Here is a 20,263-nt window from a genome sequence, read left to right as displayed (position 1 = left end):
CCCGACGCGGAGGGAGCCCCAGCCCATGTCCGTCCCTGATCCGAAGTCGCCGGGATCGTCGAAGTCGCCGGGTTCGTCGAAGTCGCCGGGGTCGCTCGGTGTGATCACGACCGCCGTGCCGGCGCGCCTGGACCGTCTGCCCTGGTCGCGCTGGCACTGGACGGTCGTCATCGGCCTCGGCACGGTGTGGATCCTCGACGGTCTGGAGGTGACCGTCGTCGGCAATATCGCGGGGCGGCTCTCCGAGGAGGGCAGCGGGCTGCCGATCTCGTCCGCGCAGGTCACGGGCATGGCGGCGGCCCTGTATGTGGCGGGCGCCTGTGCGGGCGCCCTCTTCTTCGGCCATATGACCGACCGGTTCGGCCGCAAGAAGCTGTTCATGGTGACCCTGGTGGTCTATCTGGCGGCCACCGCGCTGACCGCCGTCTCCTTCTCCACCTGGTGGTTCTTCCTCTTCCGCTTCCTCACCGGCTTCGGTATCGGCGGCGAGTACGCGGCCATCAACTCCGCGATCGACGAGCTGATCCCCTCCAAGTACCGGGGGCGCGTCGACATCGTCATCAACGGCAGTTTCTGGCTGGGCGCGATCGGCGGCTCGCTGCTGTCGATCGTCGCCCTGAACACCGACCTCTTCCCGGCGAACGTCGGCTGGCGGCTGACCTTCGCCCTCGGAGTGGTGCTGGGCCTGGTGATCCTGCTGGTCCGCCGGAACGTTCCCGAGAGCCCCCGCTGGCTGCTCATCCACGGCCGGGAACACGAGGCCGAACGGCTGGTCGACCAGGTGGAGGAGCGGGTCGAGGAGGAGAAGGGGAGCGCGCTGCCGCCGCCCGACCGGGAGATGACCATCCATCAGCGGGGCGCCGTCGGCTTCGGGCTGATCGCCCGTACGGTCTTCTCCCGCTACCGCCGCCGCGCCGTCCTCGGCTTCTCCCTCTTCATCGGACAGGCGTTCCTCTACAACGCGATCACCTTCGGCTTCGGCGCGATCCTCACCACGTTCTACGACGTCCCGACCTCCGACACCGGCTACTACTTCGCCTTCATCGCCGCCGGCAACTTCATGGGCCCGCTGCTGCTCGGCAAGCTCTTCGACACGGTCGGCCGCCGGATCATGATCTCGGGCACCTACCTGCTGTCCGGTGTGCTCCTCTTCGTCACGGCCTGGCTCTTCAGCCGGGGTTCGCTCGACGAGGTGACCCTGACGGCCTGCTGGTGCGTGGTCCTCTTCTTCGCCTCGGCCGGAGCGAGCAGCGCCTATCTGACGGTCTCCGAGGTCTTCCCCATGGAGACCCGCGCCATGGCCATCGCCTTCTTCTACGCCCTCGGCACGGCCGCCGGCGGCATCAGCGGCCCGCTGATCTTCGCCGAGCTGACCGAGTCCGGCGTCGTCGCCGACACGGTCCTCGCCTTCCGGATCGGCGCGGGGCTGATGTGCGCGGCGGGGCTGGTGGCGGCGTTCCTCGCGGTGCGGGCGGAGAGGCGGTCCTTGGAGGACATCGCGGAGCCGCTGTCGGCGCAGGGCCCCGGGTAGGGGGCGGGTTGGGTTGTCAGGGTTGTCAGGGTTGTTCGGGTTATCCGTCGGCTGAGGGTGCGTGGGGGCTGGTCGCGCGGCTCCCCGCGCCCCTTCGGGGCACGGCCTCGGCCGGAGTCCTCTGGGTATGCGGGGGGCGGTCTGAGTATCCGTACTCTGTCGGCTCGGCCTTGGTGCGGGAAACCTCGTACGCATGACCGAGAAGCCGCTCCCGAAGCTGCTCCGACCGCTGCGCACGCGCCCCTGGCCCGAACGCTGGCTGACGCGCCTGCTCGGTGCCGCGCTCGCCGCCGCCGCGTACCGCCTCTGTCTGCCGTGGGACCTGCGCGACCGGCCCGAGCTGGAGGGCTCCCTCTCGGAGGCGACTCCGGTGACCGTCACGGGGGTGATCGCCCTCGCCCTCGTCCTGCTGCTCCTCGCGGCCTACTTCGGCCACCGGGACGCCCTGGCCTGGCCGTTGCTCCTGGTCGCCGTCCCGCCGGCCGCCCTGATGTACGTGTCCTTCCACGCCCCCACCGAGCCCCCGGACGCGGCCGTATGGCCCTTGTCCTGGGCCTTCTTCACGCTGGTGCTGGGCGCGTGGGTGCTGATCGCGGCCTCGGTGGCGCGGCGGTTCCGGACGGAGCCGGTGGACGAGAGGTGGCTGATCAGGGCCCAGAGGTGAGCCGTTGTGGGGACGCGGGAGGAGTGAGGGACGTGGGGGAGTGCGGGCGGGCGGATGGGGCGATGGGTGGAGGGGCGGGTGGCGCCGCCGTCCGGGTCACCGGCCGTCGAGATAGAGCCCGCCCTTCTTGAGCATGTGCGACGCGTAGGCCCTGCCCACGAAGCCCTTGCGCCGGCAGAGCCCCACGTACTGGCGCGCGCTGTCGACCACGACGGGCCGGGCCGTGATGCCCCACTCGTGGCGGGCCTGTCCCTCCGCCCACTGCACGGCGGCCGGGTCCACCCGGTCGCTGACCAGCACGGGGAACAGGCATATCCCGGTCTGCAGACCGGCCGGCAGCCCGCCCTTGGCGCGTTTGGCGTACTCCATGGCCTGGAAGGTGAAGGTGCCGATCGTCGGCATCGTGATCTCCGGGACGGCGACCACCACCGTGAACAGATGTATCTTCGCCATCCACCGCAGCCGGAAGTCGGCCCGCCGCCCCACGAGCACGGGCACCCCACCCCACTCCTCCCACCAGGTCTGACATTCGTCGGCGGCGAGACGGGCGGCCACGGAGGTGACGTAGGTCTGGGAGGGCGACTGCTGTGGATGCATGGCCGGATCATGCACCCAGCCGGACACCGCTGGGAAGGCGGGGTCGAGTCACGCTCCCGTGGTCGAACCGGGCCGCACGATCATCAGGATCGTGACCGTCGCCCACAGCAGGTTGAACACACCGGTGAACATGGCGAGTCGGGCGGTCACCGCGGGGCCGAGGGCCGTTCGCGTCCCACCGACGGTCGTTCGCGTCCCACCGGTGGTCGCCTCGCTCCCTCCGTCGAGCCCCTCCAGGATCTCCTCCTGCCGGGGCAGCACCAGAGCCAGCAGGACCATCGCCGCGAGGGCCGTCAGCAGCATCGACACGATCAGCCAGGTGTCCTTCAGCACCCCCATGCTCATCGCCGTGGCGAACCCGAGCACGGGTACGGCGATGCCCACCCCGCCGTACACCCGGCAGATCCGGTGCAGCAGCCGTACGGCCGACACCGCCCGCTCGCTCCCGGGTTCGGCCAGCGCCTTGCGCGCGCTCGGCGGGAACATGCTGGCCGCGACGGTGACGGGCCCGACGGCGATGATCGCGGCGAGGACGTGGAGGGAGAGCAGGAACTTGGTCACGGGGGGACGGTACGGGGGTGGTCGCGGAGGGGAGTAGTGGCGGGATTGCCAGAGGCCAACGGATTCCCGCCATCAGGGAGGGCGGGTCACGATCCTGGGCCAACCTGCGTGCGGGATGCCCGCTGACGCTTGGCCGGAACCCGGTGCCCGCCTACGCTCTCGCCATGCACACCGTGGCCGTCCTGGCGCTGGACAACGTGATCCCCTTCGACATGTCGGCCCCCGTCGACACCTTCGGCTGGGCCCGGCTGCCGGACGGGCGGGAGGCGTACCGGGTGCGGGTCTGCTCGGCGGCGGCGGACGGGGAGGTGAAGGCGGGCCCGTTCGGCGTGCGGGCGCCGTACGGGCTGGAGGCGCTGGCCGAGGCGGACACGATCATTCTGCCGGGGACCGAGGACCCGACCGCGCCGTTGCCGCCGGGGGTGGCGGAGGCGCTGCACGCGGCGGCGGCGAGCGGGACGCGGATCGCCTCGATCTGCGTGGGCGCGTTCCTCTTCGCCGCGACGGGCCTGCTGGACGGGCTGCGCGCCACCACCCACTGGATCGCGGCCCCCGACCTGGCGGCCCGCCACCCCCTCGTCACCGTCGACCCGAACGTCCTCTACGTCGACAACGGCCAGTTCCTGACCTCGGCCGGCGCGGCGGCGGCCCTGGACATGTGTCTGCACATGATCCGCAAGGACCATGGCTCGGCGGTCGCCGCGTTCACCGCCCGGATGTGTGTGATGCCGCTCGAACGGGAGGGCGGCCAGGCCCAGTTCATCGTCCAGGACCAGCCTCCGGCCCCGGCGGGCGCGACGATGGAGCCCCTGCTGCGTTGGCTGGAGGAGAACGTGGAGCGGGATCTGACCCTGGACGACATCGCCCTCCACGCCGGCACCAGCGCCCGTACCCTGAACCGCCGCTTCCGCGAGCAGACCGGTACGACGCCCCTGCAGTGGCTGCACCGGGCACGGGTCCGGCGGGCGCAGTATCTGCTGGAGTCGACCGACCACACGGTCGAACGCATCGCGACCCAGGCGGGGTTCGGCTCCCCGACGGCGTTCCGGGACCGCTTCAAGAGGGTGGTGGGGACGAGTCCGTACGCGTATCGGCGGGCGTTTCGGGGGGAGGGGGGTGGGGGTCTCTAGGGTGCGTTGGGCGAGGTGCGTTGTCGGGTGAAGGCGCGTGCCCTTCGGGGGATCCGCGCGGGGAACTGTGGCCCCTGTCCCCCTACCCCGCGATCCCTCTGTCCACCTATCCCTTCCGGTCGGCCACCGCCCAGGAGGCCGCCGCCACCACCCCGGCCATCCCGAACACCGCGGGCCAGGCGCCCACCTTCTTCGCCAGCGGGTGCGACCCGGCGAACGCGGCCACGTACCCCGCCGTCAGCGCCCCCGCCGCCCTGCCCCCGGCCGCCTGCTGCCACTGCCGGGCGGCCGCGGCACCGGCGACGGCCAGCACCGCTCCGCCCAGCGGGCGCTTCCTCGTCCAGCGGGCCACCCCGTACCCACCGATGAGCCCGCTCGCGGCCACCACCGCCGAGGGAACCTTCGCCATGTCTGCCTCCTGCTGTTCGTGACGATGCCGTTCGTGACCGACGTCGACCGAGGCTAACCCCGAAGGCGGTGGCCGGTTCTCACACGCTGGCGATGAGCAGCAGGGCGCCGAGCAGGAAGCTCCCGATCTGCGTGTAGATCAGGTCACCCGTCTCGTCGGCCTGGCCCAGCGGATCGTTGTTCTGGACCTCGAAGTCCGGGTCCTCGACGGGCGCGAAGACGGTCGGGTCCGGTGTGCCGCCGCGGTCACCTCCCGCCGGCGGGTCACCGGCCGTCTCCTCCGCGACCGGGGTGAGGGAGTTCTCGACGGTGAAGGTGTTGTCGGGCATCGACGGCTGGGCGTCGTCCACGTCGGGGAGGTTCTGGTAGGCGTAGAGGTGGAAGTTGGCGTAGTGGTCGTCGGTGAAGAAGATGAAGCCGTTGGTCGAGTCACGGACGATGCGGTCGGCGTTGCGCGAGGTCCGCCGGGTGGGCCGGAAGTCGATGTCGTACTCGTTGAAGGTCGGCGTCAGCGCGTTGGGGAAGTTGGCCGTGATGAACGCGGTGAGCTGGCCGTCCCGGTCGCCGTAGTTGCCGCCGCGGTAGATGAAGGCCGTGGTGCCGTTCGAGTCCTGCTCCGAGGACGTGGCCTTGTTCGTCGGCCAGGCCTTGGTCGCCCAGAACGCGACCATCTCTTCGAGACGGCCGGGAAAGGTGAAGCCGTTGCCGTCGTCGACGGCGGCACTCGCCTTCTGCTGCGACTCCGTCGTCAGCAGGGTCACGCCGCCGAGGATGGTGGCGACGGCGAGGAAGAGGGCGAGGAACTTCCCGCTGAGCCAGCGGGAACGGCGTTTGTGGCGTTGGCCGCCGGAGGGTTCGGTGGGTGGTGCGGTGTGTGGTTCGGTGTGTGGTTCGGTGTGTGGTTCGGCGGGTTTGATCGGTCCCGAAGTCGCGCTCATGCAGAAGACTCCTTCGTGCGTGGATCCGTGACAGGGCGTGGGGGAGTCGGGGCCGGGCGAGGTGTGTGCACGGCCTGATCACCGGCGGTCGCTTGCGGTGCGGCGAGTCTTCTCAGCAAGCGCACAGCTCACCAGAGTCAAACGTCCCGACCCATGGGTAATATCAGGTTTCCTGTCGAATGTGACGGAGAAAGTGCTGGTCGGAGAGGTGTGGGCGGCTCGGCGTCGACTGTGCCCGCGCTCACACCCGGAGGGTGAGATGGAGGGCGAGGCGGAGAGGGAGATGGAGGGTGAGGTGGGAGGCGGGGCGGGAAGCCGCCCGCACGCTCCTGGCCGACGGCGACCGCGTGGTGACTGCGACGCCCGGCTGGCATGGCCCGGGAGGCCTGCGTACGGGGCGCGGTGACGGTGATTCAGGGTCTCGGCCTGGCTGCCCCGGGCCTGGCCGCCGCCGCCCCGGGGTGGGCCCCGCCGACTCTCGTGGGCCAGTCGCTCGGCGGTCGCTCGGCGGTCGCACGGCCACCCTCGTCGCGGCGGCCCGCCCGGAACTCCTCCACTCCCTTCCCTGATCCTGATCCTGATCGAGGCGGGGCCGGGCACCCCCGACCCCCGGCCTCCCCGCCCGCATCGCGGCCTGGATCGACAGCTGGCCCGTCCCCTTCGACTCGCCCTCCCGGGCGACCGACTTCTTCGGCCATGCGAGCTGGTCCCGCAACCTCGAACACCGCCCCGACGCCTGTACGCGGCGATGGCCGGACCCCTCAACTCCCTTGCTGCGGGCGATAGTTGCACCGTACGGGAATGTGACCCACGTCACCGGCGCGACGTGGGCGAAGTGGTCCGCGACGCACCCGTAAGCCTGGCATGCTCATGCATGGCTACTGAGGGGTAACTACCGCGTACGCACTGTCTCCCGGGCAGTTGTGCTGTCGCGCCCCACCCCCCTGGACGCTGCATCCCCTCTTCCCCTCTCTTCCTCTCTTCCTCTCTTCTCCTCCCTCCTGAAGCGCACCCCCCTGTCACCGCTCCCGAGGACTCACGCGTGCACAAGCTCAGAAGACATGCCCTGGTGTCGGCACTGTCGGCGATCACCGTCGCGACCCTGCTGGCCACCGGCTGCTCCGCCAATGGTTCCCCCTCCACCGTCGACAAGGCGGCGGCCAGGACGGCCGAGACCCCCGAGCCCGGGCCCGTCGAGGAACAACTCGCCGTCGTCTCCGCCCCGACCGGCGGCGCCACCCCCACCGCCGTGGCCGACGCGAACGCGGTCGACCAGGGCAAGGCCGAGAAGTCCGCGCTCAAGGTCGCGTCGTACGACCGGAAGAGCGGCCGGGCGGTCATCTCGGCACCGTCGTCCGCCACTTCGGACGACGACGACGCGTCGGCGACGCCGTCCGGAACGCCGTCGACGGAACCGGGCTCCGACTCCGACTCCGACTCCGGCTCCGATTCCGGCTCCGATTCCGATTCCGGTGCGGGTTCCGACACCGGATCGAGTGGCGCGAAGCCGAAGGCCGCCGTGGCGGTCGGCGATGTCATAGCCAGCGCGCCCGCGCCCGGTGCCCCCGACGGCGTACTGGCCAAGGTGACGGAGGTCGTCGAGACCGCCGCGGACGGCGGTACGACGGTCGAGACGGAGCCGGCCAAGCTCAACTCGGTGCTGGGCGAGAGCGAGGCGGACGGCACGGTCCCCGTCGACCCGTCCACCATGGAGGTCGACCCGCTCGTCCAGGGCGTGAAGGTCTCCTGGGCGAAGACCGGCGACCTCACCTTCGGCCCCGAGGGCGCGAAGCTCCCGCTGGGCAGCCTGCGCATCGACGTGGGCGCCGCCGTGGAGACCGCGCCGGGCGCCCCCGCCTCGGCCGCCGCGTCGGTCGAGGGCTTCGTCCAGCTCGCCCCCGAGGTCGCCTTCTCGTACGACGGTTCCGGATCCGGTACGGGCTCCTCGCCCGGCGGCGCGTTCCTGGGCCTCACCGGCGACTGGGCCTCTCAGTGGTCCCTGAAGGGCCGCGCGGCGGGCTCGACCGACGGCAAGCCGATCCGTATCCCCTTCGCCGAACTGCACGCCGACCCCGTGATCCAGGTCGGCCCGGTGCCGATCGTCGTCAACCTCGACCTCGTCTGCTACTTCCAGGTGGAGGCCGACGGCCGCGTGACGGTCGACGTCGAGCAGGACCTCAAGGGCGACTTCCGGGTCGGCGGCAACTTCACCTGGTCCAAGGGCTGGACCGGCGTCAGCGAGTCGAAGATGACCGGTGAGCCGCTGAAGACGACGGTCACGGCGGTGGGCGACGTCAAGGCGGCCATGGGCGCCGAGGCGACGGTCGGCCTCTACGGCACGGTCGGCGTCACCGCCGACGTCGCCCCGTACCTCCGCGCCGAGGCCGACGCGACCGCCGAGGGCTCGGCGGACGGCACGGGCTCGGCCTCCGGCTCCTGGGCGCTGTACGGCGGCATCGACCTCACCGGCACCCTCAACCTCCAGCTCTCCATCTTCGGCACCCCGATCTTCCAGACGAAGATCCCGCTGGGGGCGCTGCACGAGGAGTGGTTGCTGACGAAGGGGGAGGCCACGACCACGTAGAAGGTCGACCGGGCCGTCCGTTCTCCCCACGGGCCCTGTTCTGCCCCCGCTCAGCGGCGGCGGAGCAGGGCCCGCCGCGTCGAACCGTGGTGCGCGAGAATCACGCCATGGGGACCATGTATCCGCTCACCGCCCGTGCCCTCAACCGTGCGACCCTGGCCCGCCAACTCCTCCTGGCCCGCGAACCGTTGGACGTGACCGAGGCGGTACGCCGCATCGTGGCGCTCCAGGCCCAGCAGCCGGCCTCCCCGTACATCGCCCTGTGGAACCGCCTCGCCCCCTTCGACCCGACGATCCTGGACGCGGCGCTCGGCGACCACCACCTGGTCCGCTCGACCCTGATGCGCATCACCCTCCACACGGTCCACGCCGACGACTACACCCCGTTCCGCGAGGCCATGGAGCCGACCCTCCGAGGCTCCCGCCTGGGCGACCCCCGCTTCCGGGCCTCCGGCCTGACCACCGCGGACGCCGACGCCGTACTCCCGGCCCTCCTCAAGTACGCGGACGCCCACCCTCGTACGGCGGCCGACCTGAAGGTCTGGCTGGAGACCCGCTTCGACACCACCCTCCCCACCAGCGCCCACCGCCTCCTCCGCCAGTACGCCCCCCTCTGGCACCAGCCGACCGGCGCCCCCTGGTCCTTCACCACCCGCCAGTCCTACGTCACCGCCGCCCCACCCCCGTCCCTCACCGACCCGGAGGCCGCCGCCGAGGGCCTGAAAACCCTGATCCGCCGCTACCTGGCCGGCTTCGGCCCGGCGACGGTGGCGGACATGGCCCAGTTCGCCCTGGTCCACCGCCCACGGATACGGGCGGCGATCGATTCCCTCACGTCCGCCGGCGAGCTGGAACTCCTCCAACCGACGGACGGCAAGGAACCGCTCTACGACCTCCCCGGCGCCCCCCGCCCTCCCTCCGACACCCCCGCCCCACCCCGCCTCATGGCCATGTGGGACAGCCCCCTCCTCGCCTACGCCGACCGAACCCGCCTCCTCCCCACGGACTACCGCAAATACGTGACCCGAGTGAACGGTGACGTCCTCCCCACCCTCCTGGTGGACGGATACGTGGCGGGGGTGTGGCGCCCCCTGGCCACAGGCATCGAGGCCACGGCCTTCCACCCCCTGCCGGAGACCACCTGGCACGCCCTGTCCGAAGAGGCCGCCACCCTGCACACGTTCCTCACCGCCCGCGGCGACCGCACGCCCTACCGCCGCTACGACCACTGGTGGGCCAAGCCCTTTCCGGGTACGGCGGAGACCCGTTTGGTCTCTTTTGAGTGAGGAAGCTCGTGAGCGATGGCGGAGCCGCGAGTTTCGAAGTACTTTCAAAGTCATGGCTACCGAGAGCGCCGCCGTGAACTTCTCCGAATTGGTGAACAAGAACAAGCAGACGCTGGCCCGGCTTCAGGAATCATCGAGACTGCTCCTGCACCGCAGAGACGGCGAGGACCTGGTGCTGACCACCGCGGCGCGGGCCGAGCAGGACCGGACCGTGGTGTCGGCGGCCACCCGGATGCTGGTCGCGATGGCCCGCCGCGAGCCCGGGAGTATGGAACTGCTCCTCGACATACTGCCGGACGCGTTCCCTTGGGTGCGGTTCCTCCCCGAGTCCGACGTCCACGCCTTCGCCGTCGAGCTGGTCGACACCATGCGGGCCGCCGACTCCGTCGGCAACAGCGCGTCCGTCGCCCAGTTGCTCATCGCCTGGCAGCACACCGCCGAGGTCCACTCCGACCCCGAACTGCTGGCCGCGCTGACCCGAGACCACTCCGAGGACTACGGCCCGGTATCCGACCCCCGGGATCTCCCGTGAGCGCGGGCCGCGGGGACCGCGCCGCACCACCGGCACCGGACGGACACTGGGAGGTCCGCTTCGCGGACGCCGCCTCGGCCAAAGGGTGGGAGAACCTCGCCCAACAAGCCCGGGAGAACACCTACCGAGCCTGGCTCACCATGCGCACCCATCCCAAACCGGCCGTCGAGACTTCCCGGCACCACCGGCTCAAGGGCGGCCTGGCACACGGCACCCACCGAGGCCGGACCTGCGAGCAGTGGCAGATCGAGGTCACCGGCGGAGGCCGTGTCTGGTACCTCCTGGACACCGCCCGCGACACCTGTTGGATCACCTTCGCGAGCACCGGGCATCCGAGAGCCACGGACCGAAGTTGATTCGCCTCCCCCGCAACAGCTCAAGCAATGCTCTGAACCGACCAGGAAGTTGGGTGTGCCTACCCCTGCCGGGCGACACTGGCGACAGCCGAAGTGCTGCGAAGGGGATGCGGAATGCGTGTGCTGCGTGTAGTGCGTGTGCTCCGGCGGTCCGTGGCGGTCGTGGGGGAGTTCGAGGCCGCCCTGGACCTGTATGACCTGGCCTTCCTGGCAGGCGGGGCGCAACGGGTCTCGGACAGTGCGGTGATCGCACTGTCCGAGACGGGGGCGCTCAGAATCCGTGGCTCACGGGTCCGCGCTGTGGGCGAGGCGCGCCCCGAGCACCCGGTCGAGCAGGCAGTACTCGCGTGGTGCCCACGCAGCCGCGCCCTCACCTCTGTGTACGCCGCTCTGCGCACCTCCCCGGAGATCGAGGACATCGGCCGCCGCCTGGCCGCACGAGGCCTGGTGACGGGCTCCCGACGCCGCCCGACCCGGGCCGGCAGACGGCGACTGCAATCAGCCGAGCGTGCCGGAATCCTCCCCGCGTACATCCTCGACGGCCCTACCACCTTCCCGAAGGGCCCGATCCGACGCGGCATCCTCACCGCCCACCCCCTCCCCTCAGGCCTCGGCCGCACCTTGATCCGCATGGGCAAGGCCCTGGACCCCGACTCCGACCCCGACTCCGGCGCTGCTTCGTCGTCGGACTCGGGCGGGGGCTTCAGCTGTGGGGGTGGGGGTGGGGGCAGCGACTGAGGTCCCGCACGGAACCAGCCGACGCGGGACCGCGCGGCGGAACGTACCAGGGCTATCCCGTAAATGATCTACGACATCTGGTTGACCTGATCGTTTCCCTGCCGCCCGGCGAGGGCGAGGTTGTGCAGGCGGGCGATGCCGGACATGGCGTGGTGGACGCCGTCGTCTTTCGGACGGCAGTCGCCCCAGGATCTTCCAGCCCTGCATCCGGGCGAAGGCGTGCTCGACTCGGGCCAGGACCTCGCGGTGAGCGGTGTTGCGTTCCTCCTTCCGGGCCGGGAGTTCGGCGCTGACGCGGACCCAGCCCGATGAACGGGGCTGTCCGGGACAGCTCTCACACCGTGATCACGCCAGTCTCACCAAGATCGCCTGGCCTGTGACCAGCAGTTCCTGGACGATCTTCACCGGGGTGTTGGTTCTGAGCTACGGAATAATCAGGTACTGCTGCGGAAGCGGCCCGGCAGACTAATGGCTTATTTGTCTACCTTCAGACTGGTGAGGCTTGATTTGTCCAGGCTTGAGAGAAACTTGCACCGCCCCGGTCCGTACTCAACTGGTCTGACTCTGTGATCGTGGACCGAAAGGATGTCGGGAATAGGACACTGGAGCCATGAGTGTTGTACACCCATCCAGTCCCGACGTCTCGGTTCGGATGAGCCGGCAGACGAATCGGGATACCGGTATCGAACTGGCGGTGCGCCGGCTCCTCCACGCCTCCGGATACCGCTACCGGATCCACTATCCGGTGCCGGGCATGCGCAGGCGGAAGATTGACATCGCGTTCACTGGCGCCAGGTTGGCTGTCCTCATCGACGGCTGCTTCTGGCACGGCTGCCCGGAGCACGCCACCAGTCCCAAGGCGAACGCGGAATGGTGGCGCCGGAAGCTTGATCGCAACATCGAGCGAGACAAGGAGACGAACGCTCAGCTACTGGCTGAAGGCTGGACTTTCCTGCGATTCTGGGAACACGAGTCGCCGGACGCCGTCATGCACCAGGTGGCCGCAGCTGTCGACCGGGAGAAGGCCTGCGGGCGGAAACGACGGCAGTAGGAGGGCGATGAGCGAGTTACGCTTCGTCGATGTCTGCGCGGGAGCGGGTGGACTGGCCTTGGGGCTGGAGTACGCCGGATTCGAACCCGTACTGCTCCTGGACAAGAAGCCGGTGGCCTGCGAAACCCTGCGCATGAACCGACCGGCGTGGCAGGTCCTGGAAGCGGATCTGCTGGAATTTTCCCCTTCTCGGCACCAGGGGATTTACGACGTTGATCTGCTGTCGGCCGGACTGCCCCGCGTGAAGTCAATTGCGGCCGTGGCGCGGACTCGGACCGATGTCGAGCAGCGTTTGCTGGAGGCGACCGTCTATCTGGTTCACGCCGTCCAGCCCCGGGCCCTGCTCATCGAGAACGTGCCGGGGCTGGTGGGTTCGCCCGACTTCGAGTCGATACGCGAATTCATCGGTAAGGAACTCGATCATCTCGGCTATCAGTTCCGGTGGTTCATCCTGAACGCAGCAGACTTCGGGGTGCCACAGGTGAGGAAGCAAGGGGTGCTCGTCGCGCTCAAGAAGCCGTACTTCGAGGCGTTCCGTCCACCGGAGCCGACAGCGACCGAGCACCTGTCCGTCGGTCGAGCGCTACGCCGGTCCATGGCCATGGGTGGTTGGCGCGACGCCGACCGGTGGGCGGCTCAGGCTCTCAGCGTGGCCCCGACCCTGGTGGGTGGGTCGGACAGGAGGGGAGGCGCGGACCTGGGACCGACGGGGACGAGGAAGGCCTGGGCCCGTATGGGAGTCGATGGCAGCACCGTAGCTGACAACGTTCCCGGCCCGGATTTCGTCTGGGCTCCTGAGACGGGACGCCACGGCATGGTGAGGATCACGACGGACCAGGCCGCACTCCTACAGGGTTTCCAGTCCGATTGGAGATTCACAGGGAAGAAGACGGCCCGCTATCGCCAGATAGGGCACGCCTCACCACCGCCCGTGGGTAGGGCGCTCGGTCTCGCGATCCGAGCCGCACTGGGTGCTTCCTCGCCCTCCGTCGCCGGCTACACTTCGGTCCCATGAACAGCCCGGAAACACAAGTGCGCCATCTCGATGGTGTCCGCATCTTGGATCTCTTCGCAGGCCCCGGTGGGCTTGATGTGGCAGCGCACTTCCTGGGCTTCAAGAGCATCGGGATCGAGTGGGACAGGGACGCGTGCGAGACACGCTACGCAGCGGGGCTGCCGACCATTCACGCCGATGTGAGCGTCATGCGCGAAACCCGCTTCGACGAGGTCCCGAAATCGGTCGACGTGCTTGCTGGGGGGCCACCCTGTCAGTCCTTCTCCGTCGCGGGCAAGGGCGCGGGCCGGAAGGCGCTGGAAAGGGTGAAGACCTTCATCCACCGCCTTGTGGACGGGGAGGACGAAGCCAAGATCGACGAGGACCTGCACGCCCTTGGCGACTCACGCACCGCCTTAGTCCTGGAGCCCCTCCGCTGGCTCATCAAAGCGATCGAGACAGAGGACCGTGACCCGTACAAGGTGATCGTTCTGGAGCAGGTACCTGCGGTCCTGCCCCTCTGGGAGGTGTACGCGAAGCTTCTGCGCGGCGGAGAAGGGCGGTTGCAGGGCATCAAATACGAGGCAGAATGCTGGGAGTTGAAGACCGAGCAGTTCGGGGTACCGCAAACGCGCACCCGCGCCGTACTCGTCGCTCGGCTCCCTGGGTATGGTGCCATCGAACCGCTCGAAGCGACTCACCTGCCCTTCGATCTGCATCGAGGGAAACGCGGCATCGCTCAGGCAGAGATGCTCCCGACCGATTCCCAAGTCTTCGGGACCCCAAAGCGCTGGATCTCCATGGCGGAGGCCCTTGACGCGGCGAGCAAGCTGAAGGACTCCCCCGTGGATGTGTCCCGGCTCCGGACGGGAGACGAGATGACGTTTTTCGTCGTGTCGAACTACGGCTCTGGAGGCGACCCGAAGAACCGAGGCAGGCGCTTGTCCTCCGAGCCTGCTTTCACGGTCACGGGGAAGATCTCTCGAAACAAGATCTACAAGGACATCGCGGAATATGAGGCCGGCCAATCCGACCGTTTCACCGTGTCGGAATCCGGAGTTCTCCAGACTTTCCCGCACAACTTTCCTTGGTCCGGAAAGGCCCAGGCCCAGCAGGTCGGCAACGCCGTACCCCCACGGTTGGGCATGCATGTGCTCGGTGTGGCTATGCGCGGGAAAGCCCCTTCGGGCGAGGAGTTGGCAGCGGCGAGTACTTGGCCGAGCGTATCGGGGGCCACCACGGACGAACTGCGTCACCTCGGGTGCGGTGATCAGAGTCAATGTCCTCCGGAGTCGCACAAGGTCACTCGCTCTCGTCGGAAGTCCGACCTCTGACCTGAGCGTCCGCAAACAGTTCCTCGAAGTGACCGACCAGTCTCTCAACCGCCTCCTCCGGAGCCCGCGCTTCCTGGGGGCCTTCGGGCAAATTGTTCCGGGGTGATGGAAGGGACGATTCAGCACCCGCGATCCAGTCGCGCAACGGTTCCCCATCACGTTCCACGTCCGGAGCGATGACGTCGTACATCAAGGTCGCCGCCGCAGCGTTGACTGCGGGCGTCAGGGCATTCACCTCTCGCCCTGTGCGCACAATCCCCCGCTCCATCAGTCTGACGAGAGCCAGTGCCGTAGGGCGATGGTCGATGACATCCAGTCGAAGAGCAGAGTTGAGCATGTCCTGGTTGCCACAGGCCATCACGACAGGTCGGTAGTCCGAGCCGTTGCGGAAGAGTTCGGCAGCCCACCAGAGCCGAGCGAACGCCTGCTTGTAATGGGGGCCGACGAACTTGTCGCGGGCCACGCGCCCGCGCGAACCGTCCGTCTTCGCTTCGGGCAGATGCCGCCACACGACGTAGTCCGGCGCCACACCGAGAGCCAGATACGTCCAAAACCGCTTCTCAGCCGCTTCCCGACGGGTCAGCCGCAGGGTCTCGTGCAGGCGCGGTGCCAGCCAAGCGTCCGCGGCCGTGGGACGCTCGTCCCGGAACCTGTCCAGCGCGTGGTCGATCAGATCCCGGACCTGGTGCAGCCGCAGCCGCGCGTCGTCACTTGGCAGAGGCTCGGCAACCTTGTTCAGTGCGATGGAGGGGACGTCCTCGCGTCCATCGAGCAGCCCTGTAGAGATGTACTCGGCGGCCTGTACATCGGAGATCAGGGCAAGCCGTTCCGGCAAGTGCTCGGGTCGGGAAGTCACGCGTGGGTCTCCTGATCCAGTCGTTCGATGTCGCGGACAGTGGCGGCCAACGCCTTGGGAACCTCGGCGCGACGTGCGGCTGCGTACTGGATGCGCGGCTGCAGATCGGTCCAACTCCCCTCGCCTGAGCGCCGTATGTGGACCTCTCGGAGAGCGTCCTCCTCCGACCGCCCGGGGACAATGTCCGGGAGCATCTCTCGGAGCACCGCACCCCGCCAGTCGGGCGGGAAGAGCGGAGTCCCGTCGTCCTCGATCTCCAGCTCGCCGATGGCGGTGTGGAAGACCGCAGTCCATACGTCGGCGCACATCTGGGCCAGCAGGATCTCGCCGACCACATTCTCGACTTTTGAGCCCTGGCCTTCCACGAGCGCTGCAAGGCCCTCGAAGTCGGAGTTCAGGCGGACAGTGGGCATCCGTCCAGAGGTGTCCACGATCCAGGGTGCGTCTCGAAAACTCCGCAACCACTCCGCGCCCCGAGCGAAACTGACTGTGTTGACGTCGAGTTGGCGATCCCGAAGCGGGGCATCGGCTGTCACATCGATCATCCACTCCTGGTCGGTGGAGGCGATGAACCGACCAGCTATCCCCCCGACAGTGGCCACCACGTGCACAGCGAGGGACGCGCGATCCAAGTGTTCGTCCCGGTCGAACTCGATCTCCCCGGACCAATTCCTGCCGCCCTCCACATCGGGCTCCAGCCGGGCAACAGTGCGTGCGTTGGTGGCACCCTCCGTCAGAACGGCGACAACCGCGATGTCGGACCAGTGGCCGATCGTCTCGATCTCACGAGTTGGGATGGTTGCCGTCAGGGCGATCCTTGCAGTCTGCCAGTCGTCTCGCTCGGCTCTGCCGAGTGCTACGACCTGCTCGACAATCGAGTAGCCCTTGGTGTCCAACTGCTCGCGAGTGTCGCCGGGGCCGCGCAGCCGCACGGCCGTGACTCGCGCCGTCACCGGGCCGGTCAGACGGGGGTACGGGTAGGCCCTCACGCGGCGCCTCCCTTGCTCTCGTGCAGTTCGACAACGAGACCGGTCAACGCGGCTCGCACGGGATGCGTGGACACATCGGTGACACCGCGAAAGACAGCACGGCGGGTCCCTGGAGCGAAATGTAGTACGCCGTCGGTAAGTTCACAGTTGCTGACAGCGACGAGTTCGGCCCACTTGACCATTGGACGAGGGCCGGAGCGCACCTCCAGTTTGGCGACGGGGCTCATGCGCCACGGCCCTCCCTCAGACGAGACCTTGACCTCGGCGATGATCTGCCAGGCACCGGAGGGGCCGATCACGGCGTCCAATTCGTCCAGCTTCGGAAGCGTCACGGTTCCCCTGGCCTTGCTGGTGGGCTTGCCAGAAATCTTGAGCCGCTTACTCAACTTGCTCGTGCTGCCCGGCTTCTTCTCTTTGGGAATCGCCACAAGTTCGTGTACGGCCCTGTTGGTTGCAGTCGTCAACGCTGCAATCCGCCGATGGGCCGCTGGTGAGTAGCGCATCCTGAGCTCCTCGGTCTGGCCCCACTTGTTGTGTTCCGGCGGCTCGGAGGAGCGCAGAAACTCCTCGGCCTCAGCTGCGAACGGCGCGTCATCTCCTGCCGCCCGGCCGGCCAGCAGAACTGCCTGGAACGGGTTGGTCCCCACAGGGAGACCGGGAACCCAGCTCGTTTTGACCGTCATGCGATTGCCGCGCATCGCGGAGACCTGGTTGATCCTGCCATCGGCGTCCGTGGCCTCGGTGACGAGGAGCACTGCCCGATGCTCGCCAGCCGTACCGGCGAGACCGTCCCTCTCGGGTACCTTCAACGGCACTGTGGTGAGGGCTACTTGACCTGCTTCGGTGAGGCGGTCCACCGTGGTGCCGCTCAGGAAGGCATGAAGAGCACGTGAACGCGCGGGTTGATGCACGTGTGGCTCGACCCGCTCCTCCTCAAGGTACTCCACGCCATTGCGCAGCGTCCGCACCGATGCCTCCAGCAATGGCCGACGGTCGCCGCCCGCTGTCATCGCGGCCCAGAAGTTACGTCCGAGCGCGCGAACCAACCGCTGGTGCATGCGCTCCAGGCTGTCCTCGTCGTCGCCGGCGTCGCTTTCCTGGTCCTGCCCGGCCTCGGCGAGGCTGGCTACATCATGTGCTCCGACGATCAAGAAAGAGGTGCCAGGATCATCGCCCTCGCGGGTGAGGTGCAGGTTCTCGACCGTCTCTGCGTCGGCCCACCAGGAGCGGACCACCTCTGCATTGTCCGCCTCGCCATCCGGCCGACCCAGCCAGGCGGGACCGGCGAATCTCCTGCCGTTCACCTCCCGCCAGGGCAGATCGAGCCGCCCGATCAGCCGCCGCTGGGAGTGGCCCTCATGTGGTTCGGACAGCGTGGAGTTCATGAGGACGAGCCCCAGACGGCTGGTGGCCCAGAGCGTGGCCTTCCCGAGGCCGTATGAGCCGCCAGCTGTCACATCCGACTTGCGGCTCTCGAGTTGGCGCCGGACCACCGCGGCGAATCGGCCGTCCTCGTAGTCGTCACCGGTCAGCCCATTGGCGTTGTAGTCATCGACGCGAAGAAGGACCAGCCGATCCCGCTCGAACATCTCCCGCAGACCGGCGCTGATGACACGTCCGACCTTCTGGTCCTGTGCGGCGGCCGCTTCGTAGTGCGGATGGAGGTCGTGCCAGCGGATCGCCGTGCGGAACCGGGCCAGAGCATCACCCGTCAGTTCGTGCAGGGTGTAACAGACCCTGACCGGATGGTTGTTCCTCCTGTCACGCTCGTCCAGGCTGTTCTGGGTCGCCTCACGGGCAAGGACCTCCAGATCCGCCTCGAAGGCGAAAGCCGCCGCGTTGCCGAACTCGCGGCCACCATCGTCATGACCGGGGCGGTGGTACCACACGACTGACGTCTCCGCGGGTTGGTCCTGCCGTTCCGGACCAACTGTGGAGTGCTGCGAGGATTCGTTCTCGGCTCCGAAGACCTCCCTCACCCTGACCAAAAGATCAGGGCGAGGCATGGAACGGTCGTACAGCCAAGCTTCGACAACTGCTCGCGTCACTCCCAGCCGGTGTGCCAGTTCGCCTTCGTCCGTTCCCTTTTCTTGCATCCGCTCGGTCAACCACCGACCGAACTCCGTCCCCTGCGAGGCCACTGTTACCTCTCTCTCGTCGGAACTGCTCTCTGCCTCGAATGCGTCGACGCTTGTGTCCGGAAGCGACGCACCGCCCCCAGCGTCCTCCGGTCTCCCTGCGCCTTTGTGAAACGCTGTCTTCCCAGAGGCTTCCTGAGCGATCTTTCGAGCAGCTTTCAGTCGACGGCGCTCCGACTCGGGGTCGTCGGGATCCAGTCCCATTTGGATCCTCAGCTCTTGCAGTGCACGTTTCTCGAGCTGTCTAATACGTTCTCGGGAGACAGTGAAGTGCTTACCAATTTCTTCCAGTGTCCAGGGTTCGCCATCGATGAATCCGTACCGTAGTAGAAGAATTTTTCGAATTCTTTTCGTGAGTGCACCCGCATCGAACAGCTGGAAGAGTTCCTCGCGCTCGAATTCTGACCGCAGCGCTTGTTCAGGTCCTGGTACCGACCAGAACTCATCGACCACGAATTCTCCGAGAGTCACGTTCTCGGCGACAGGTTGTTCGAGAGAAAGAAGTGCTCGGCGCCCCAATCGCAGACACTCCATCACCTTTGCGGGACTGAGGTCACATGCCAAGGCAAGGTCATCAACGTTGGGGATTCTGCCCTGGGAGAGAAATTCCCGCTCCCTTTTTCGCACCTTCTCCACATCGGTCCAAATGTGGACCGGGAGTCGAATGGCTGCTCCTTCATCGGCCACGGCGCGAGTAATGCGTTGTCGAATCCACCAGGTGGCATAGGTTGAAAACTTGCACCCCATGGATACGTCAAACTTCTCCACGGCGCGGATGAGCCCAATCATGCCATGCTGCGCAAGATCATCGTACATGGGGCTCCCGTGCCGGTGCCCCAGTCCGTTCAGAATCTTATGAACGAGACGCTGATTGTGGATGACCATTGCGGATAGGGCCCTGTGTGCCTCACTGTCTCGTGGCAATGTCGCCAAGTAGCCATCGGGCAACGGTTCCGACGGTGTTCCGGCTCCTCGGAACAAGAGGCAGAGCCCCACTTCCTCCTCGGCGCTCAGTAGACGCCGGTGCGGGTTCGTCCGCCTCCGATCGGCCTCGAGCAGATCCCGAGCTGTACGGCGTGCCGCGTCCATATCGTCGACACGCACCGTCCCTCGAAGGGACTCGAGGTCCGGGACTTCCTCTTCCTCCTCGGGGGAATCCAAGTCGTCGAGAACTTCATCGAGGGCAGTCGTGTCCTCGGTGGGTACACGCCGTGTGAAGTACGGTTCCTCTTCGACGGGTTCGTCGTCCACCTCTGTCGCTGTCATGGCGTCGCAGAAGGCCTGGGTCTCCTGCGGGTCGAGCCGCGCAGCCCTCATCACCTGATCCAGAGCCGTGCGGCGTTCGACTCCTTCGGCTGTGAACCGACGTATGAGGCCGACGAGCAAATCCCAACCAGCTTCAGCCGCTCGCCTGCTGGATGCGCCGTCCTGCTCCGTGGTCATCACGCCCCCGCGCCCGCACCGTGTCTCTGTCCCCGCGTAGTCCATCACTCATTGGACCGCCGCTGCCAGCACTTCCTCGCACGACCCATGGTGCCCTGACGATCCACGACTCGGTAGTTTAAGGACGTGTTGG

Annotated in this window: 18 protein-coding genes and 1 pseudogene; 11 read left to right on the top strand and 8 right to left on the bottom strand. The window is 67.9% G+C overall.

The window, feature by feature from the left end:
- The first annotated feature begins 25 nt into the window (after positions 1 to 25).
- On the top strand, positions 26 to 1,531 hold the full coding sequence (locus J8M51_RS05205) for an MFS transporter (RefSeq protein ID WP_256964049.1): 1,506 nt from the start codon (positions 26 to 28) through the stop codon (positions 1,529 to 1,531).
- A gap of 193 nt (positions 1,532 to 1,724) precedes the next feature.
- Positions 1,725 to 2,195 carry a hypothetical protein gene (locus J8M51_RS05200; protein ID WP_086764751.1) on the top strand — a complete coding sequence of 157 codons (471 nt, stop codon included), beginning with the start codon at positions 1,725 to 1,727 and terminating at the stop codon, positions 2,193 to 2,195.
- A 96-nt stretch (positions 2,196 to 2,291) separates the two neighbouring features.
- Here J8M51_RS05200 and J8M51_RS05195 read toward each other — a convergent pair whose 3' ends face one another.
- Entirely contained in the window at positions 2,292 to 2,792 is a 501-nt protein-coding gene (locus J8M51_RS05195) for a levansucrase (RefSeq protein ID WP_216589300.1), read from the bottom strand.
- A 48-nt stretch (positions 2,793 to 2,840) separates the two neighbouring features.
- Positions 2,841 to 3,353: a protease gene (locus J8M51_RS05190; RefSeq protein WP_086763783.1), complete on the bottom strand. Its 513-nt coding sequence runs from the start codon at positions 3,351 to 3,353 to the stop codon at positions 2,841 to 2,843.
- Between the two features lie 164 nt (positions 3,354 to 3,517).
- On the opposite strand from J8M51_RS05190, the gene J8M51_RS05185 reads away from it, so the two are divergent.
- Positions 3,518 to 4,483 (top strand): GlxA family transcriptional regulator, encoded by a 966-nt coding sequence (locus J8M51_RS05185; RefSeq protein WP_267298997.1) that lies wholly within the window; start codon positions 3,518 to 3,520, stop codon positions 4,481 to 4,483.
- A gap of 106 nt (positions 4,484 to 4,589) precedes the next feature.
- On the opposite strand, the gene J8M51_RS05180 is transcribed toward J8M51_RS05185, so the two are convergent.
- A complete protein-coding gene (locus tag J8M51_RS05180; protein ID WP_216591676.1) occupies positions 4,590 to 4,892 on the bottom strand; it encodes a hypothetical protein in 303 nt (100 codons plus the stop codon).
- 79 nt (positions 4,893 to 4,971) lie between these two features.
- A complete protein-coding gene (locus J8M51_RS05175) occupies positions 4,972 to 5,829 on the bottom strand; it encodes a ribonuclease domain-containing protein (RefSeq protein WP_267298996.1) in 858 nt (285 codons plus the stop codon).
- Positions 5,830 to 6,871: 1,042 nt separating this feature from the next.
- Here J8M51_RS05175 and J8M51_RS05170 point away from each other — a divergent pair.
- From J8M51_RS05170 to J8M51_RS05150, 5 genes are all read left to right on the top strand, one after another.
- Entirely contained in the window at positions 6,872 to 8,413 is a 1,542-nt protein-coding gene (locus J8M51_RS05170) for a hypothetical protein (RefSeq protein ID WP_086764439.1), read from the top strand.
- Between the two features lie 107 nt (positions 8,414 to 8,520).
- Positions 8,521 to 9,699 (top strand): winged helix DNA-binding domain-containing protein, encoded by a 1,179-nt coding sequence (locus J8M51_RS05165; RefSeq protein WP_267298995.1) that lies wholly within the window; start codon positions 8,521 to 8,523, stop codon positions 9,697 to 9,699.
- Positions 9,700 to 9,751: 52 nt separating this feature from the next.
- Positions 9,752 to 10,231 carry a hypothetical protein gene (locus J8M51_RS05160; protein ID WP_086764285.1) on the top strand — a complete coding sequence of 160 codons (480 nt, stop codon included), beginning with the start codon at positions 9,752 to 9,754 and terminating at the stop codon, positions 10,229 to 10,231.
- Complete coding sequence (locus tag J8M51_RS05155) at positions 10,228 to 10,587, top strand: hypothetical protein (protein WP_086764283.1); 360 nt, start codon at positions 10,228 to 10,230, stop codon at positions 10,585 to 10,587. Before J8M51_RS05160 ends, J8M51_RS05155 begins: the two co-directional genes overlap by 4 nt.
- Positions 10,588 to 10,701: 114 nt before the next feature.
- A complete protein-coding gene (locus J8M51_RS05150; protein WP_267298994.1) occupies positions 10,702 to 11,325 on the top strand; it encodes a TIGR04222 domain-containing membrane protein in 624 nt (207 codons plus the stop codon).
- Positions 11,326 to 11,393: 68 nt separating this feature from the next.
- Here the strand turns inward: J8M51_RS05150 and J8M51_RS05145 are convergent.
- Positions 11,394 to 11,622 (bottom strand): annotated as a pseudogene (locus J8M51_RS05145) (IS5/IS1182 family transposase); the annotation flags it as partial.
- Between the two features lie 313 nt (positions 11,623 to 11,935).
- Between J8M51_RS05145 and J8M51_RS05140 the strand changes: the two are divergent.
- From J8M51_RS05140 to J8M51_RS05130, 3 genes are read left to right on the top strand one after another with little or no spacing between them, the layout of a single operon-like run.
- The gene (locus tag J8M51_RS05140) at positions 11,936 to 12,376 is read left to right on the top strand and encodes a very short patch repair endonuclease (RefSeq protein ID WP_086752041.1); all 441 of its coding nucleotides are present in this window, start codon (positions 11,936 to 11,938) and stop codon (positions 12,374 to 12,376) included.
- A gap of 7 nt (positions 12,377 to 12,383) precedes the next feature.
- Entirely contained in the window at positions 12,384 to 13,391 is a 1,008-nt protein-coding gene (locus J8M51_RS05135; protein WP_086752039.1) for a DNA cytosine methyltransferase, read from the top strand.
- Positions 13,388 to 14,704, top strand: a complete 1,317-nt coding sequence (locus J8M51_RS05130; RefSeq protein WP_086752037.1) for a DNA cytosine methyltransferase — start codon at positions 13,388 to 13,390, stop codon at positions 14,702 to 14,704. Before J8M51_RS05135 ends, J8M51_RS05130 begins: the two co-directional genes overlap by 4 nt.
- Here J8M51_RS05130 and J8M51_RS05125 read toward each other — a convergent pair.
- From J8M51_RS05125 to J8M51_RS46090, 3 genes are read right to left on the bottom strand one after another with little or no spacing between them, the layout of a single operon-like run.
- Positions 14,673 to 15,560, bottom strand: coding sequence for a DUF6339 family protein (locus J8M51_RS05125; protein ID WP_086752035.1), 888 nt, complete (start codon positions 15,558 to 15,560; stop codon positions 14,673 to 14,675). The two genes, J8M51_RS05130 and J8M51_RS05125, sit on opposite strands and share 32 nt — an antisense overlap.
- Complete coding sequence (locus J8M51_RS05120) at positions 15,557 to 16,549, bottom strand: hypothetical protein (RefSeq protein ID WP_179202868.1); 993 nt, start codon at positions 16,547 to 16,549, stop codon at positions 15,557 to 15,559. The genes J8M51_RS05125 and J8M51_RS05120 overlap by 4 nt, the downstream gene beginning before the upstream one ends.
- A complete protein-coding gene (locus J8M51_RS46090) occupies positions 16,546 to 20,130 on the bottom strand; it encodes a sigma-70 family RNA polymerase sigma factor (protein ID WP_179202867.1) in 3,585 nt (1,194 codons plus the stop codon). Before J8M51_RS46090 ends, J8M51_RS05120 begins: the two co-directional genes overlap by 4 nt.
- Between the last annotated feature and the right edge of the window lie 133 nt (positions 20,131 to 20,263).

This window comes from Streptomyces griseiscabiei (genome assembly GCF_020010925.1).
GTDB lineage: Bacteria > Actinomycetota > Actinomycetes > Streptomycetales > Streptomycetaceae > Streptomyces > Streptomyces griseiscabiei.
This window is presented reverse-complemented; position numbering and strand designations above follow the sequence as displayed.